At 38.9% G+C, this 17,210-nt stretch carries 13 protein-coding genes; 2 read left to right on the forward strand and 11 right to left on the reverse strand.

The features are described 5' to 3' along the window. Window positions 1-320 precede the first annotated feature (320 nt). A complete protein-coding gene (locus tag NCWK1_RS25435; protein ID WP_015115885.1) occupies window positions 321-560 on the reverse strand; it encodes a Calvin cycle protein CP12 in 240 nt (79 codons plus the stop codon). A 375-nt stretch (window positions 561-935) separates the two neighbouring features. On the opposite strand from NCWK1_RS25435, the gene NCWK1_RS25440 reads away from it, so the two are divergent. Continuing rightward, a complete protein-coding gene (locus tag NCWK1_RS25440) occupies window positions 936-2,144 on the forward strand; it encodes an FIST signal transduction protein (RefSeq protein ID WP_096577834.1) in 1,209 nt (402 codons plus the stop codon). Window positions 2,145-2,194: 50 nt separating this feature from the next. Here the strand turns inward: NCWK1_RS25440 and NCWK1_RS25445 are convergent, their stop codons facing one another. Further along, complete coding sequence (locus NCWK1_RS25445; protein WP_096577836.1) at window positions 2,195-3,310, reverse strand: metallophosphoesterase family protein; 1,116 nt, start codon at window positions 3,308-3,310, stop codon at window positions 2,195-2,197. A 415-nt stretch (window positions 3,311-3,725) separates the two neighbouring features. Here NCWK1_RS25445 and trmB point away from each other — a divergent pair, with 415 nt between their 5' ends. Beyond that, window positions 3,726-4,364 carry a tRNA (guanosine(46)-N7)-methyltransferase TrmB gene (trmB, locus tag NCWK1_RS25450; RefSeq protein ID WP_103126626.1) on the forward strand — a complete coding sequence of 213 codons (639 nt, stop codon included), beginning with the start codon at window positions 3,726-3,728 and terminating at the stop codon, window positions 4,362-4,364. 2 nt (window positions 4,365-4,366) lie between these two features. Here trmB and NCWK1_RS25455 read toward each other — a convergent pair whose 3' ends face one another. From NCWK1_RS25455 to NCWK1_RS25490, 9 genes are all read right to left on the reverse strand, one after another. After that, on the reverse strand, window positions 4,367-5,893 hold the full coding sequence (locus NCWK1_RS25455) for a beta-barrel domain-containing protein (RefSeq protein ID WP_103126627.1): 1,527 nt from the start codon (window positions 5,891-5,893) through the stop codon (window positions 4,367-4,369). A gap of 68 nt (window positions 5,894-5,961) precedes the next feature. Then, complete coding sequence (locus tag NCWK1_RS25460) at window positions 5,962-8,679, reverse strand: peptidase domain-containing ABC transporter (RefSeq protein WP_187308246.1); 2,718 nt, start codon at window positions 8,677-8,679, stop codon at window positions 5,962-5,964. After that, complete coding sequence (locus NCWK1_RS25465) at window positions 8,669-9,298, reverse strand: helix-turn-helix domain-containing protein (RefSeq protein WP_096577842.1); 630 nt, start codon at window positions 9,296-9,298, stop codon at window positions 8,669-8,671. Before NCWK1_RS25465 ends, NCWK1_RS25460 begins: the two co-directional genes overlap by 11 nt. A 501-nt stretch (window positions 9,299-9,799) precedes the next feature. Continuing rightward, a complete protein-coding gene (locus NCWK1_RS25470; RefSeq protein ID WP_096577844.1) occupies window positions 9,800-10,570 on the reverse strand; it encodes a peptidylprolyl isomerase in 771 nt (256 codons plus the stop codon). Between the two features lie 141 nt (window positions 10,571-10,711). Next, on the reverse strand, window positions 10,712-12,040 hold the full coding sequence (locus tag NCWK1_RS25475; RefSeq protein ID WP_103126628.1) for a tetratricopeptide repeat protein: 1,329 nt from the start codon (window positions 12,038-12,040) through the stop codon (window positions 10,712-10,714). 204 nt (window positions 12,041-12,244) lie between these two features. Continuing rightward, complete coding sequence (locus NCWK1_RS29760; protein WP_187308247.1) at window positions 12,245-12,409, reverse strand: hypothetical protein; 165 nt, start codon at window positions 12,407-12,409, stop codon at window positions 12,245-12,247. A gap of 531 nt (window positions 12,410-12,940) precedes the next feature. After that, window positions 12,941-14,101 carry a hybrid sensor histidine kinase/response regulator gene (locus NCWK1_RS25480; RefSeq protein WP_096577848.1) on the reverse strand — a complete coding sequence of 387 codons (1,161 nt, stop codon included), beginning with the start codon at window positions 14,099-14,101 and terminating at the stop codon, window positions 12,941-12,943. A gap of 146 nt (window positions 14,102-14,247) precedes the next feature. Then, window positions 14,248-14,694: a response regulator gene (locus NCWK1_RS25485; protein WP_096577851.1), complete on the reverse strand. Its 447-nt coding sequence runs from the start codon at window positions 14,692-14,694 to the stop codon at window positions 14,248-14,250. Continuing rightward, the gene (locus NCWK1_RS25490) at window positions 14,648-16,945 is read right to left on the reverse strand and encodes a sensor histidine kinase (protein WP_103126629.1); all 2,298 of its coding nucleotides are present in this window, start codon (window positions 16,943-16,945) and stop codon (window positions 14,648-14,650) included. Before NCWK1_RS25490 ends, NCWK1_RS25485 begins: the two co-directional genes overlap by 47 nt. Window positions 16,946-17,210: the final 265 nt, after the last annotated feature.

Below are 17,210 nucleotides of genomic sequence, written 5' to 3' on the forward strand. Positions count from 1 at the left end.
TGAGCAACAAAATGAGGCATAAGACAGAGGCTGTAGTTATGGTTAGCCTGATATTGGACTGATAGTCAAATTTCTAAATATCTAAATTAATATTAATTTAATTATTGGCGTGTGAATATTTCTTTGGGGCGAAATTCATCTCTTTACAGGTAAAAAAACAAGCAACTTGCATATCTTTTACATTTGTAGCTTGTACTAACTGACAACTTATATTGAGGCTCAGTTACAAAACTTACCCCAAACAGATAAAGTACAAGGTCGCAGTAAACAGATGTTGGTTGCTTGTCTGTTGGATGAATAGAAGTTTACCCACTCAATGTCTATTCATCGTAAACTCTGCACTCAGCAGCATCTGGGTTGTCATCGCAGTACTGTTCTAAAGAATTTTTAGGCTTACTTTGGCGCTGGTGAGAAGCTTCAGCTTGTAGTTCTTCCACTGCATCCCAAGCCGCAGCACACTCAGCAGAATTGCTACCTGAAATATCACAAACTGCACGAGCTTGTTCTACTTCTTCTTGAATTTGTTCTTGAATGTCAACTTTTGCTTTGGTTTCGCTCATAGCTGTCGTTTTGTTGTGTGTTGTTAATACTAGTATAGAAAAATTCAAAAATTGCTATTTTCTGTACTACCACTCATCATTCTACCTAATAAGTTGATCTACTTAGTGGATGTGGCAGTTGGATGATTGATAATCACGGCAAATTGGGATATCCAGATCGTATCTTTGTCTATCTTTTAAGATTTTCTAGAGTCCGTACTGCGAAAGTGCATCTATCAACTATATTTATTGCATGTAATGGGAATTGATGAATATCTGTCTGTGAAGGCAGCTATGTAGGAGGTGAAGCAGTGCGGTGAGGCAGTCTGTGAGACAGCTTTGCCTCGTCAAAACCTTGGGCTAAAAGCACTACGAAAAAGGAAGAGATGAAATTTCATGGCAGATCAAATGCAGTGGGCTAATGCCCTATCCACCCGTCCTTCTCTAGAAGCCGCTGTTACGGAGGTGGTGCAAAAAACTACGTCTTTGTTAACAGCACAGGCGGATTTAGGGCTGGTATTTATTTCATCTGCTTTTGCTAGTGAATATTCCCGGCTTTTACCTTTGCTGGCAGAAAAAATTTCCGTACCCGTCATGATCGGTTGTAGCGGTGGTGGTGTAATTGGTACTACAACTGATGGGCAAACCCAAGAAATAGAAGCAGAAGCGGCGTTAAGCTTGACATTGGCACATCTGCCTGGGGTAAGTCTCCAAGTTTCTCATATTTTGGCGGAAGAGTTACCTGATTTAGATAGTTCGCCAGATGCTTGGGTGAATTTAATTGGTGTACAACCATCTGCCACACCGCAGTTTATTTTGCTGTCTAGTTCTTTTTCTTCAGGAATCAACGAACTTTTGCAAGGTTTAGATTTTGCTTATCCTGGTTCTGTGATTGTGGGGGGACAAGCCAGTGGTGGTATGGGTGGACGACAGGCTCTATTTTGTAACGATCGCCTCTATCGTGAAGGAACTGTCGCCTTGGCTTTGACTGGCAATATTGTACTAGAAACGATTGTGGCTCAGGGCTGTCGCCCCATTGGTCAGCCGATGCAAGTTACCAAGGCTGAACGCAATATTATTTTAGAACTAGATGAGCAAGTGCCATTGGTGGTGCTGCGAGATTTAATTAATAGTTTGAGCGATCAAGAACGAACTTTAGCCCAGCATTCTTTATTTGTGGGCGTAGCGATGGATGAATTTAAGCTGTCTTTGCAACAAGGCGACTTTTTAATTCGCAGTATTTTAGGGGTAGATCCCGCCGGAGGTGCGATCGCAATTGGCGATCGCGTTCGCCCTGGTCAACGTCTACAATTTCATTTACGTGATGCTGAAGCTTCCGCAGAAGATTTGGAATTTCTGCTGGAGAAATATCACAATCAAGAAGCTTCTTCATCCTCGGCGATCGCCGCTTTAATGTTTTCTTGCATCGGTCGAGGTGAAGGACTTTATGGTAAACCTAATTTTGATTCCTCACTATTTAGGCGCTACTTCCAAAATATACCGATTGGTGGTTTTTTCTGTGGTGGCGAAATCGGCCCTGTAGGCGGTAATACTTTTTTACATGGTTACACTTCTGTGTTTGGCATTTGTCGTCAGCATGAGTGATAAGTGCTGAGTAAGAAATTCTTCCCCTACACCCTTGCTCTCTCACACCCCTAATCCCTCATCTTTTCCAACAGTAGGGTGCTGTTGTTATCAATGAGGTGAGGAGTACCACAACGAGCGATCGCACTGTAGGCTTGAATGTAATGACGCACTTTTTGGGGAAATTGCGGGTAGTCAAACAGAGCATCTCCATCAGCGATATTTGCCCAAAAGTAACGCAAACTAGGAGCAATTTCTTGAGCTTGTTCTGGTGGTAAGTTTAAAGGTGGGTGAGTGAGAAATTTCATTAAAAAAGGCAAAGAGCGATCGCCCATCCATTGTTTTGATAAATGTTGCAAGTCAGGAAAATCAGGTACAGATTCTACACGATGAGATAAAATTTGCAACCATTCTCTGCCGTAGTTATCTTGGCGAAACTCAAAAACTCGATAAGGATGAGGATAACTGACTAAAGAACCAGTAGTGATATCGTAAACACCATCAGAGCAGGCAATATCTTGAACGTGCAGATGACCTGTAAATACTAACTTGACTTGATACTGACGGAGCAATTCTAGCAGTTGCGGCGCATTTTGCAGCATATAGCGATTGCCCATTGGATGGCGCGACTGCTGGGGTATATGCTCAACTACATTGTGATGCACCATCACCAAGACTAATTCTTCAGTCGCTGTTGCTAGAACATTTTCTAACCAAATTAGTTGTTGATTATCCAAACGACCTAATTGCTGACCTTCTTCATTAAAAAAGTTGGAATTAAGACCAATCAACCGCACTCCAGGTAACACTTGATGAGTGTAGTAAATTTGCTCAGGATTGTCATAACCAAACTTGCCGTAATAATGAGGGAAATCAGCAAAACCAATGGATTGCTGATCTGCCATTAAGACCGGAACATCATGATTACCCGGAACAACATACACCGGAAACGGCAACTCAGATAAGCGTTTTTGTAACCAAAGATGGTTCTCTGGTTCACCGTGTTGAGTTAAGTCCCCTGGAAGCAACAGAAAATCTAAATCAAGTTGTGTTAAATGTTCGATGACACTTTCAAAAGCCGGAATACTAACTTCCACCAAATGAAACCGACTGGGATGATCCCAGATTGTATGGGGAAGTGCAATGTGTAAGTCGCTGACTACAGCAAAGCGAAAATTGAGAGCCATTGATTTGCAGACAATTTTATAAATACTGGTTCAAAAAAGCCTTTTCCACAAAGTATAACCTTTGCTTTGGCAACTCTGCTGGGAAATCATTACTTAACATTTGTATATGAAGCTAAGATCCCCGACTTCTTAAAAAAGTCGAGGATCTGAGTTATTCACGCATAATTGAACATTTTTATATTTTTGTTAGCTACCAGAAAAATAAAATCTAATTTAAACGTAAAAATAGCTCAAAGTTGACTGATTATTTGATGTTTTTTAATCTTTTTTTGATTAATAGAGAATGTTTAATATTTTAAAAATTGAATAGTTTATTAATTATTTAGCTGTCAAATTAAATTTATTATATAATAATATACCTAATTTTTTCTCTACAAATCACTGTTTACTGTCGTTACTACAAGGAGTTTCCACTTTGGCAGCAGTTAGAGTCCGCCAACACGTTAACCCACTTGCCCAAAAATATCGCACACCAGTCAATCCCCTTGAGTGGGAAAAAATTTATGCACAACCAAACCAACCACTGCATTTAGATATTGGTTGTGCTAAAGGGCGGTTTGTGTTGCAAATGGCGCAGGTAGAACCTAACTGGAATTTTCTAGGTTTGGAAATTCGGGAACCATTGGTAGTGGAGGCAAATCAGTTGCGTTCTGACTTGGGTTTAACTAACCTGTATTATTTGTATGGTAATGCGAATAACTCCTTACAATCTCTTTTATCTGGCTTAACTCCAGGCATGTTACAACGGGTGACGATTCAATTTCCCGATCCCTGGTTTAAAACTCGTCATGCTAAACGCCGTGTCGTGCAACCAAAATTAGTGGCAGAATTAGCCCAATATTTAGCAGTGGGTGGGGTGGTATTTCTGCAATCAGATATGAAATTTGTTGCTGTGGAAATGTGCGATCGCTTTGCCGAAAACTCAGCCTTTGCGCGAGTTGGTACAGATGAATGGTTAACAGACAATCCATTAGCAGTCCCCACAGAACGAGAAATATTTACTCAAAACAAAGGCGAACCAATTTATCGCGCTTTGTTTGTGAAACAAGGGTAATCTTACAACTTCACCCCTCCTTGCTGTAACTGCTTAAATGGATCAAGTAGAAAATCAATAATTCGCCGTTGGCGGATGATGACTTCGGCGGTAGCTGTATCACCTGGGCGCAAGGGTATACATTTATCAGCAGAGGGTAAACAGTTTTGTTTGAGCGCAATATCTAAGTTATAAGCCGCAACTTTGCCATTAGGGGTGTCTATTTCTGTAGTATTCGGAGAAATCTTAATTAACTCTCCTGATATCACACCATAATCTTGAAATGGATAGGCATCAAACTTTAGCTTGACTGGTAATCCTGTATGTAAAGAACCGCTTTCAGTAGTAGACATTGTGGCGCGAATAATAAAAGGTGAATTTGCAGGTGCTATCTCCGCCACCATTGTTCCAGATTGGACAACGGCTCCTGGTTTTTGTATTGGTAGTTGAAATAGAATACCGTTAGTAGTAGCTTTGATTTCTCGCTGTTGCAATTGAAATTTGAGCGATTCTATTTGACTTTTAGTTTGAGCGATATCTGATTGCAAAGATGTAATCTCAGTTTCGAGATTTTTTTGTTGTTCAGCAATTCTTAAAATGGCTAGTTTACCAGAACGAATTAAAGTTTGATAACTTGTTTCTTGCTCTTTGAGGCGTAACTGGGCTTGTTGAATATCTGCATTAGCTTGGCGAATATTCCGTTCATAACTGCTTTGTTGTTCTGCTAAACGTAACTTTGCTTGTTGAATATCTGCTTTTGTTTGTTCATGGAATTTTATTCTTTCTTGTAGAGCATCTTCTTTTTCTACAACGTTAACTTCAGCCGCAATTCCATCTTGGAAAGCCTTTTGATAACGCTCTAGTTCTCGTTGAGCGATCGCCAAGCTAACTTCTGCTAATTTTTTCGCTTTTTCGTGTTGTATAATAGTTTGTTTTGCTTGGTTTAATTGTGCGATTCCTTCTTCTTGATGTAAATTAAAATTATTAGTAATTAATTGCAGATTTTGGCGAAATTGCTCAATTTGTGATTGCTTCTCTAACTGTTGCGATTGATTTTGTTGCTCTTGGGTTGCCGAAGAGACAAATAGTTGATTTTTCGCTGAATTTAACTGCGTCAATCGATTTAACTGCCCTTCTAATTTATCCTGGGCTTGTTGCAATTCAGATTTCACCAATTCCGAGTCTAATATTAATAAAGTTTGTCCAGCTTTGACTGAATCTCCTTCTTTTACTTGAATTTCAGCTACCGTACCCGCCACAGCCGCATCGAGCTTAATGGTTTTATCTTGAGTTTCAATTCTGCCTCTAGCTGTACCTGTTTCATCAATCTGAGAAAAGATTGTCCAAGGTAAAATGATTGAGACAAACACAACTAAAAAATATAGTATTCCTCTCGTCCACACTTCGGGTAAGTTATCCAGTGTTTCTCGCGTAACATCAGACCAATCATCAGTTTTGGCTGGTATAGAGTTGTTTATAATTGCTTGTTCAAATGTATCTTTTTCTTTTAAAGATGAATTTGGTCGTTTACCATTAAATGTATCTGTCATATTTTTTATCAAAACAGAAGGTAGGGGCTAAAAATGAAGAGTAAAGACAATCAAACGACTATTGATAATTAATTATTAAGCTGGAATTGCTGTTGATTAAGATAGAAATAATGTCCTTTTTTATTCATTAATTCTTCATGGGTTCCACTTTCAATTAGTAGCCCTCTATCTAGAACTAAAATCAAATCTGCATTCCGCACAGTCGAAAGTCGGTGGGCTATGACTAATGTTGTTCTTCCATTGAGAATTTTGGTGAGATTTTGTTGAATAATTCTTTCAGATTCAGTATCTAAATGAGAAGTAGCTTCATCTAAAATCAATAACTGCGGATTACTTAATAAAGCCCTAGCGATCGCAATTCGCTGTCGCTGTCCACCAGACAACAAACCGCCACCTTCACCTATTTGAGTTTCATATCCCAAAGGTAACTTTTTAATAAACTCATCAGCACCAGCTAACTTGGCAGCTTCTATCAATTCTGCTAACGTTGCTCCAGGATAACCCAAACTAATATTTTCTCGAATTGTGCCACCAAATAAAAAGGTATCTTGGTCAACTACTCCCACACAAGAACGTAGAGAACGTAAGGAAATACTAGTAATATCATGACCATCAATCCAGATTTTGCCATCAGTAGGGGGATACAACCCTAAAACTAATTTAGAAATGGTTGTTTTCCCGGAACCACTACGCCCCACTAAAGCTACCATTTGTCCTGGTTTGATTGCAAAACTGAGATTTTCTAAAATATTTACATCACTGTCTGGGTGATAGCGAAAAGTCACATTTTCAAAGCGAATACTACCTTGAATTTGCGGCAAGTTTTGCCTTAGCTGATATTGTAAATCTTCTTCCGGTTCTGCATCTAAAACATCATTAATCCTTTCTACAGCAATTACTACTTCTTGTAATTGATTCCACAAAACTGTCAATCTTTGAAAGGGGGTAATAATATTGACTAATAGCAAATTAAATGCTACTAATTGACCAATTGTTAACTGATTCTGGATGACTAAATGCGCCCCAAACCATAACAAGGCAGTAGTTACCAAAGCTTGAATTGTGTTACTAATGATTTGCAGACGGTTACTAATAACTTGGCTGGCGAAGTTGGTTTTGACTTCTTGATTTAATAACTCTTCCCAATGCCAGCGCACATTTTGTTCAACTGCTGTAGCTTTGACTGTTCGTACACCAGTTAGGGCTTCAATTAAGTAACTGCTCTCTTTGGCAACAGCATTAAATATTTCTCGTGAAATCCTTTGGAGAAAAGGTGTAGCTATCAATGCTAATAAGGCAAAAGGTGGGACTATAACTAATACTAGTAGTGCCATTTGCCAGCTGTACCACAGCATTAATCCTACATAAATAAAGACGGTGAATAAATCTAACAGGATAGATAAGGCTTCACCGGATAGAAATCTTTGAATTTTGCGATTTTCTTGGATGCGCGAGATGATATCTCCCACATAACGCGACTCGAAAAAACTCAAAGGTAGCCGGAAGGTGTGGCGAATAAAACCCACAATTAAAACTAAGTCGATTTTGTTAGCTGTGTGATCTAACAGATATTGGCGTAACCCTATCATGGCGACGCGAAACAAGTTAAACATCAACAATCCTAAACCCACGGCTGTTAATGTGAGTTCCGATCGCTGGACAACCACTCGGTCTAAAATTAACTGGGTAAATAAAGGGGTAATCAGTCCAAATATCTGGATAAAGACTGAAGCAATTAACACCTCCAGTATTACCAACGAGTGGGGTTGCATTAATCTCAAGAATTGCCAAAAAGGTGTAGAGGTTTCTTTGGCATCTTTGAGGGCGGCTGTTGGTTGCAACAGCAAAGCATAACCAGTCCAGTTACCTTTAAATTCGCTGTGGCTGAGGGTTTTTTGACCAATGGCGGGGTCGCCAATAATCACATCTTTTGGGGTGATTTCATAAACAACTATATAATGCTTGCCTTCCCAATGAGCGATCGCTGGTAATTTTTGCTTGGCTAACTGGTTGAAACTAGCTTTGACAGGTCTAGTATTAAAGCCGAGGCTTTCCGCTGCCATCACTAAACCGCGCAAAGATGCACCGTTGCGGTCTACATTAGCAATATCTCGCAAGCGATTCACACTAAAGCGTTTACCCCAATAGCGAGACACCATGACTAAACAAGCTGCACCACAGTCAGAAGCACTTTGTTGAGCAAAAAATGGATAGCGCCGAGTGACTTTTTGCCATAAATGTCCGACTCGCTGGGTAGGGTTGGGGAAGTAAGCTTTGCTAATCTTTTTGTTGTCTGCAAGTTCGACAGGTGGCGCAACAATGTCTATTTGATGATGTGATGTTGTGAGGGGAAAATCATCTGAGTCTGTCTGTTGTGGCGAACGGGATAAGGCTTTAGTCCAAAGATGACCTCGAATTTCGGGATATTTGGCCATTAATGAATGTAATACATCACTGGGAATAAAGCATAGTTGTAAATTAACTGAAGCCCTGGCTGAATATGGTTTGAAGTTAGCTTCTGGAAATAAGGTAAATTCTCCAAAGGAAGTTCCTGCTTCTAACGTGGCAATTAATTCATCGGCTTCATCTAGTAACCTGACTTTGCCTGTCACTACAATATAAATGCCCGGTTCAACATTTATGCCTTGCCAAAATTTACCAACTTTGGGATTAAGGGATTTTGCTTGTTGCAGACAGGACTGAAATTCTTCTAGCGAGAGGGAACAGCCCAAACTTGCGTTGAGTTGTTCTAGAGTAACCAACTGAACAGATAGATTATGCGCCATAAGTATCTACATTTCTGCCTAATTTTGTAAATTTAATCGACAAGAAATCGCTATCATCGGTTAATCTTGCCGATCGCAAATCTTTAATCAAAATTTTGGACTCATTCGTTGGCTGAGTATTGCTTACTTCAGCATTTTGAGATTTTGGTAATGTAGACAACCCCATTTGTTTCAGGAGTCGTTTAATATGGCGATCGCTAATTTCCACACCTAATTCTTTTGCTAAATGTTTTTGTAGCCAATTGGCTGTCCATCGCCGAAAAGAATAGCCATAGTCACGGGGGCTATTACTGACAAGTTCTTTCAATCGCTCTAAATATTGCTCATTCACCGCTTTTGGGCGACCAATTGGGAAATCTTGCCATTGATGCGCCATTCCCATTCGCGCAATGTGTATCCAATGGCGTGCTGTAGCAGCACAACAGCCCAAAATCTGACAAATTTCTGTTTGTGACTTTCCTTCATCCGCCAACAACATAATTTCAATTCGCTGACGATAGGAATCAGATAAATCTTTTTGCAACTTTTCTTGCAGCAGTTTGCGCTGAAACTTTGTTAAATACTTACCTGTAGGTGCTTGCGCCCTTGGGATGTCATGTTGTGCTTGTTGGTACGACATAACGGTAAAAATGCACTATAAATTGATATGTCTGTTGTTATTTACCCAATACAGATTAGACATCAGGTAAATGACAATCAGCGGTACAGGTTAAATTGCACCGGGCTATAAATACATATACAAAAAATTAATTTCCGTAAAAACAAATAAATATTTTTTTCGTTTCAATTCTCATTGAATGATGAAGTCTAGGTGATATCTGTTGTCTAGGCGATGAGGCGATCGCTTATTAGATAAAAAGTTTTCGGGACATAAACTAAAACATTTATGTCCCGAAAATCTGTGAAATTAATTCCCAAGTTTAACAGCTTAAATATTTAGTTTGCAAAGCTCAGTTTTTTCCCTTAATTATTTACAAATTTATATCTCTATGGTATTTAACACAAGATTTTCATCAAAATATATATGCTTTATAACATACATATACTATTTATAATCAATTAAAGCAGTTTGTTCAAAAATTAATATTTTTGATTATATAGTGACTAATAATAAGTAATTTTAAACTGAGTATAAAGAGTTAATTTGTTGATTTGAGTCAAACTGAAGCTGATGTGTAACTTGTTGAGTTTGCTGTTTCAGCCATTCCGCAAATAAATATGCCACAATTTGTTGACGCAATTGAGCATCTAACTCCGGCTGAATAATTTCCTCCACCAAAATCAAGTGAATTCCTCTTGATGTAAAAATTGGTTTGAGAAGTTGGGGTGGCTGAACAGTAAAAATAGCCGCAGATAGTTCTGGTAATAAATCTCGGCGACGCACTAACCCACGATATCCGCAAGCGCGACGTAATTCTATATTTTCGATGTATTGGTGAGCAACTTCATAAAAGCTAATTTCACCTTCTTTAATAGCGTAAAAAAGTTCTAATGCTAAATCCTCATCTTCTAAAATAACTTCATACATGATTACACCAGCGTAGTCTAGTTGATGTGCAAAAAAGTATTCTTCAACTTTATTTTCAAAGAGATGTGCTGCTAACTTGCCAAAAATGAGACTGCTATGTGTAATTTGTTCAAAATCATCGAGGGATAAATGGTTTGTTTCCAGCCATTGCCATGTTTGTGCCGCACTATCAAGATTATTAGCTAACCGGATTTTATCTGCTGCTTGTTGCAACTCTTCTGTTTCTACCTTAATCCCATTTTCCACAGCAGCAGCTTTAACAATATGATCGGCAGTGATTTGTTCAATGATTTCTGGCAGCTTACAAGATAGTTTCAGTTGATGCAGAATATCTTGGTTGGTAATTACAATCGGGTTTGTCATTTTCAGTAATTATTAATGATGTGGAACACAAAAAATGAGATATAGAAATCCTATTTGATTGATAAACTACTCATCTCGATAGGGAATAAAAAGTAGATTTATTGACAAATCATTTAGGATTGCTATACCTTAATTGTTATATTAAACTAATACTTTATCTGCTGATCGCTTTAATGCAGATAGGGATTCACTTTGGAATTTAGGTGCAGCTTTAGGCTGTAATTTTTGTTGCTGTTCTTCGAGTTCAGCTAAACGTAAATTACTCCAATTTACGAGTCCGGGATTTCCCAAGCGAGGAGCTATATTAGATAGGTGTTTGACAACTGAGATAGCCTCTGGCTCGATTTGCAGAGAAGCCAGATAACAATCACTAGCTAATTCTAATTCACCAATTTTTTCGTGACATTGACCAGCCATAAACCAAGCCACTGGAGTACCTGGAGGGCCTAACCTTGTAGCTGAACGATAAACTTTGGCAGCTTCTTCCAGTTTACCTTGCTTGCTCAACACCTCTGCCAACTCCAAGTGATATCTAGGCTCTAAAGGCTCTAGTTGAACTATTAGGCGTACTCGTTCTTCTGCAAGATCGAGATCTTTGAGCCAGATAGACTCTTTAGAACGGCTTTCCATGCACAGACTGAGATTTTCCCGCGCTACAATTTGTTGCAATTCATTTTCAGGATTTAAACTTCTGGCGTGAGATTCGCATAAATCCATTTCTTCAACTACCTTCTGTTTATCTCTGCGTAAAAATGGCACGAAAGAAACAGAACGATAGTACATACTCATCAACAAATTAAATTCAAAATCGTTGAGTGAAGGTTTTAATTCTTGAATGTCCTTGGTAACTACTTCACGCCAAAACTCAGCTGCGGCTAAATCTCCAAATGTTTTGGCATACTCAACTACCATTTGTAAACCAGCATTGATTTTTACCTTACTTCCTGATGGCGCATGAGTGGCGATCGCTTCAATTTCTTGGATATAATCAAAGGTGCGATCGTCAAAGTGAGTAATCAAGCTCGAAAGCGCTCTACACCATGCGAGAGTAGCCAGTTCTACATCACTGGCAATTTCTGCACTAGATATCTCTGGGATATACTCTTTCACTACCCGATGAAAGCACAAACTTCTCAACAAATTCATCACGCGTAGTTTAGTGAGATTTGGCAATTCTTGATAATTTGCTAAATACTCACAAAATTTTTCCCAACGCTCGGTACGTAATTCTTTTGCTAGTTGTAGTGGATGATCAATATGGTATTGAAACATCCCAGTTTCTTTTACCAGAGATTCTCTAAAAAAAGGAGAAATATTTACTTGTACAGTATAGGGAAGTGTCTTGTTATTTATTAAACTATTATAACTAAATTCAATCCCATAATGATGTGGTTTGCCACCATTTAAAGGGCCAAGATCAAAATATTGTCTATTTAACCAAGCTATTGGTGAACTATTAAGAGTTGCCATAAAATTATCTCCTGATTTTTATCCCTAAGCAGTTAATACAGTCCTAAGTAAATAAAGCGATGATGAGAATTAGCTAGATATGAGATAAATCACAGTGACGTTAGTTTATATAATTAACTATGTCACTGTGGAAATCCATTTTAAAATAGTTCTGAAAGCAGCAATAAATATTGTGTATTTCAGAACTATTTTAAAAAAACTATTTTAAGCTAAGAAAGAAGACCATTTAGCAACTGCAAAAGCAACTCCACCACGTACAGTTGTGAAAGCTGTAAATTCGGGTGAATCTTTGGCAGATTTAGCCTTTAAGTCAACAATTTCATCAGCAGTTTTTTCAGAGTTTAGTTGAGTAATTTTAATTTCAGCCATGATGATAAACCTCTAGATTCAAGTTGTTTTTGGGAAGCAAACTGTGATTTGTCTCTTCCCATTAACATCATGCTTTCTTTGATTTTTGAATGCAAGAGAATAGCAAGTATGAATCGGGACAAAAATAGCGCACTTTCTGTGGGTTTAAATTGAAATGATGAGGTATTTTTTAAATTGGATGTGTCTTGTAGCATTCTCAATTATTGTAAGTTGAGCAATGTCCACACCGTAAAAATAGGGGTTAGATAAAATCTGCACATCGCCCATCTGACTTGAATTGCAATAAAGTATCTGACACCAGATGTCGCAGAATAGAATTAATTATGTCTCTTTTTTCTCATCAATATTTAACTAGAAATTTCTGCTGAAAGAAAGCAGAAATTTAGGTTGGTAGAGCAGTAGCGCAACCCAACCAAGTCTTGATAATGTTGGTTTACCAAAGCCACTGTATTTAAGTTCCTTAGCCAAGCTCTGCCTAACAAGTATTCAACAAGTCAGTGAGTAATGCGATTGCAAACAGCCTTTCAGAGTTTAAAGCTTGATTAAAGGTAACGTAACGATAAATGTAGTACCAACGCCAACTTCGCTATTCACCATAATCTCGCCACCATGTGCATCTACACACTTTTTGACAATTGCCAAGCCTAAGCCAGTACCAGGAATTCTGCCGACATTTTCTGCACGTTGAAAAGGCTGAAACATCCGCTTTTGGTCTTGTTTAGGAATGCCAATCCCCCAATCTTGAAAGCGAAACATCACGGAATTTTCTTGGCCAATTAATTCAAATTGAATTTTGCCATTAGGTAATGAATATTTAATCGCATTGCCTAGTAAATTACCTAAAATGTGGCGCAGTAATGTTTCATCCAAGACGGCTTCACCAACTCCTCCATAACTTGCAAAAACTAGAGTTAAATTCTTATCTTTAAGAGATAATTGTGCTTCTTCTACTAGTTGACGGCAAAATATTTCTAAATCTAATGGCTCAAGGTCACATTGAAATTTACCGGAATCAGCCCTGCCAATTAACGACACTTCATCTAACATTTGTGCCATATTCTTGATAGCTGTACGAATCATCTGTAAATGATTTCGCTTTTTCTCTTGAGTTAATTTATCTTCGTTATTTTGGAGTAATCCAGCGGCTAAGAGAATGGTATTTAGCGGTTGACGAATATCATGAGAAAGCATCGAAACAAATTCTGATCGGAACTGGTTGATTTCGTTAGCTTTCACTAGTTCGGCGGTGCGCTCGTCAACCCGCACTTGTAATGTCTGATTAACTTGACGTAATGTTTCTAATAGCTGTTTACGCTCGATCGCATAACATATAGAGCGAACCAAGCCATTAGCATTGACTTGACGCTTGACTAAATAATCTTGCGCTCCTTCTCTAACTGCTTCCACTGCCAGTTCTTCGTCGTTAGTATTGGTGAGTACGACAATTGGCAAGCTCGGCGCACAACTAATCAGCACTGGCAGAGATGATAATCCTTGACTGTCGGGTAGAGTGAGGTCTAATAAAATGATGTCGTAATTGTTGGTTCTGAGTTGATTGAGTCCTTCTTGCAATCGCTTGACATGAACTAGCACAAATTCTTTCGCATCGGCTTGCTGCAAAAACTCTTGCAATAACCTAGCTTCTGCCAGATTGTCTTCAATTAACAAGATTTTTACTAAGCTTCCAGCCATAGTTTTCTGGTTTCGATCCTGGGAAGTGAAAAGGCAAAAGGTAAAAGGCAAAAGGTAAAAGGTAAAAGGCAAAAGGCAAAAGAAATCTTGGCTTTAGTTCTGATTTTTTCTTTTTTACTTTTTACTTTTTACTTTTGCCTTTTAACTTACTCTGACGGTAAGGTAACGGTAGATAGCCAAAAGTCTTCGATGCCTTTGACGATTTGGAATAGTTGGCTGAGGTTACGAGATTTGGTGATGTAGCAGTTTACATGGAGGTCGTAGCTGTGAAAGATATCATCCTCATTTTTTGAGGTTGTCAGCACAACTACGGGGATACGTTTGAGTAGGGGGTCGTTTTTGATTTCTGCCAATACTTCCCGACCATCTTTTCTAGGTAAGTTCAAATCTAGCAGAATCAGGTCAGGACGGGGAGCATCGGCATACTCTCCTTCTTGGCGTAGGAATGCCATAGCATCTACGCCATCTCTCACCGTCACTACTTGGTGCGGCACTGAGCTATTTTTCAATGCTTCTTGGATTAAGCGCACATCGGCTTTATTATCTTCAACCAAAAAGATTGTTTTGAGCTTTTCTTCCATTTCTACGCTCACGCTCGCGCCCTCCAACTGGAATTGTAAAGTAGAAGGTGGCTCCCTCTCCAAGTTGTGATTCTACCCAGATCCGACCACGATGGCATTCGGCAATCTTTTTACAGATAGCTAGACCCATGCCTGTACCAGCATACTCGTCTCGTGTATGTAGGCGTTGAAAGATGACAAAAATGCGATCGCTAAATCTGGGGTCAATGCCGATACCATTATCGCGCACCCAGAACAACCATTCATCTTCTAATCTCTCGGCTCCTACATGAATTTGCGGTGGTTCGTCACTGCGGAATTTGATGGCGTTAGCTATCAAGTTCTGAAATAGCTGCATTAGCTGGGTACTACCAGCCATGACTGTGGGTAAGGGGTCATGGGTAATTATAGTGCTGGTTTCGGCAATGCGCTGTCGTAAGTTACCGAGTGCGCGTTCTAAGGCTGTTTCGACTTCAGTTAGTTGAAATGCGATCGCCTGTGTATCTACTTTGGAGTATGCTAGGACATCATCTATTAATGTCTGCATCAAGCTGACTCCCTGAACGGCAAAGTTAATAAACTCTTTGGCATCTTCGTCTAGTTCTTCGTTGTAACGCATCTCCAATAACTGCACATAATTCGCCACTTGATTGAGTGGTTCTTGCAAGTCATGAGAAGCGACGTAGGCAAACTTTTTCAATTCAGCGTTAGAACGTTCTAAATCCTGCGCTAATTGAGCCAATTCATCGGCTTGGCGCAATACAATATTGACAATCGCTTTTCGCAATTCCAGCGCAGCTTTAATTTCGACGTATTGCCAAGGTAAAGATGTCAGGCGGACTGTTTCTTTCCATAGTTCAAAAGATTTGCGCGGACACAGACGCACATCTCCATCTGTCTGGCTAACTTCAAACGCTCTATTAGGATCACCACCCCAATTTACAGTTTGAATTACTTCTGGTCGGAACCACAAAACATAATTGCGCTTAGAAATTGGAATCGCTAACAAACCACTAGCAACATTTTTAAATCTTTCCGCATCTGGATAAACCTGTGGCAAAGAATTTGTATAGAAAACTTCTTCATCGACGTTATTCTTTAACCACTGCACCAAAAAATTCAGGTCTTCTTCTGCGGGAGTCTCACCTATTAATGTACAGCGATCGCCAAAACAAACAGCCGCACCTTGGGCGCTCGTTAAATCTAAAAGATTCGGCTGATGTTTGACTAAACCATCAATAAAGTTTTCTTCTTGGGACATATATTCAACCAACAATGATTGAATATGTGTCAAATTCATGCGATAGTCGTAATCTTCTGTTTCTTCTCTGGCGGAAATTTCTGCAAATATCACTCTGCCTAAAAATTCGCAGGCTTTCCGCAATTCGTAAGAAACAAATTTAGGTGTTTGGTGATGACAAGCAATCAATCCCCAAAGTTTGTTGTCTTTAATTAAAGAGATAGTTAAAGAAGCGCCCACACCCATATTGTGCAAGTACTCAAGATGACAAGCAGCCGGACTGCGGAGAATTGAGTTAGTTAAATCTGATGAACGCTGACTAACTGGATTGATTGCCGGAATCAGTTGAACTGGTGCTGCCTGAGCATCTGGGATAATTCTAATAGAATTAGAGGCAAATAATTTTCTGGCGGGTTTGGGAATATCTGACTCAGGATAATGTAAGCCTAAATATGGTTCTAAGATTTCTAGCTTTTCTTCGGCAATAACTGAACCATGTCCATCATGATCAAATTTGTATAGCATTACCCGATCAAAACCAGTTACCTTCCGTACTTCTTGGACAATTATCTGACAAAAGTCCCGCAGTGTTGAGGTTTTTTCTAACTGGTTAATAGAAGCTTTTGCTAGATGGTAAAAGCTTAAAAATGGGATATTTTCTTGAGAAAATGTCGGTTCTAGTTCTAAGATTAAATTCCCTTCTGAATTGCGGTGAAAAACTGCGTCGAAAACAACGTATTCATCACCTTTTTTTCTGAACCAAAGTTTTGTTGGGTTGATAAATTCCAGATTATCTTCTGCTAACCCTGCTTTAATTCTTTCGAGTTGAAACGAGTCGAGTAAATCTTCTAGTTTTTTTTGCAACATCTGTTCGGGTTCTATCCCGAAAACAGTCCAAGTATTATTACTAATTTGTAATATTTCTAATTCTGGTTCTGACAAAACTAGCAATACTCCGTGCGGCTGAATTTGCCGAGATGTATGAATCGGAGCTTCTTTTAAGCTAGTAACATTGATGCTCGGAAGTTGTAAGTTTAATTCCATTAGGATTCTCCTCTATACCTAGAGAGCATCAAAAATAGAGTCTATAGAGGTTCTACACCTATTGACTTTATAGCTTTATGACACTTTCTAGATGTAAGCTTGTATAATTTTTATTCTAGAAATTAACTAGTTAATCAATTTTCACTGTTAAAAACGCAGAATGATGGATTATGAGAAATTTCTTCATCAATTCTGTTTTTGGCGATGCTTAACTTTTAATACCTCAGTTGCGTTGTATATCTTTTATCTATCCTGCTTGCGTTTT

Origin of the sequence: Nostoc cycadae WK-1 (genome assembly GCF_002897135.1) — a bacterium.
In the GTDB taxonomy this organism is placed as follows: Bacteria; Cyanobacteriota; Cyanobacteriia; order Cyanobacteriales; family Nostocaceae; genus Nostoc_B.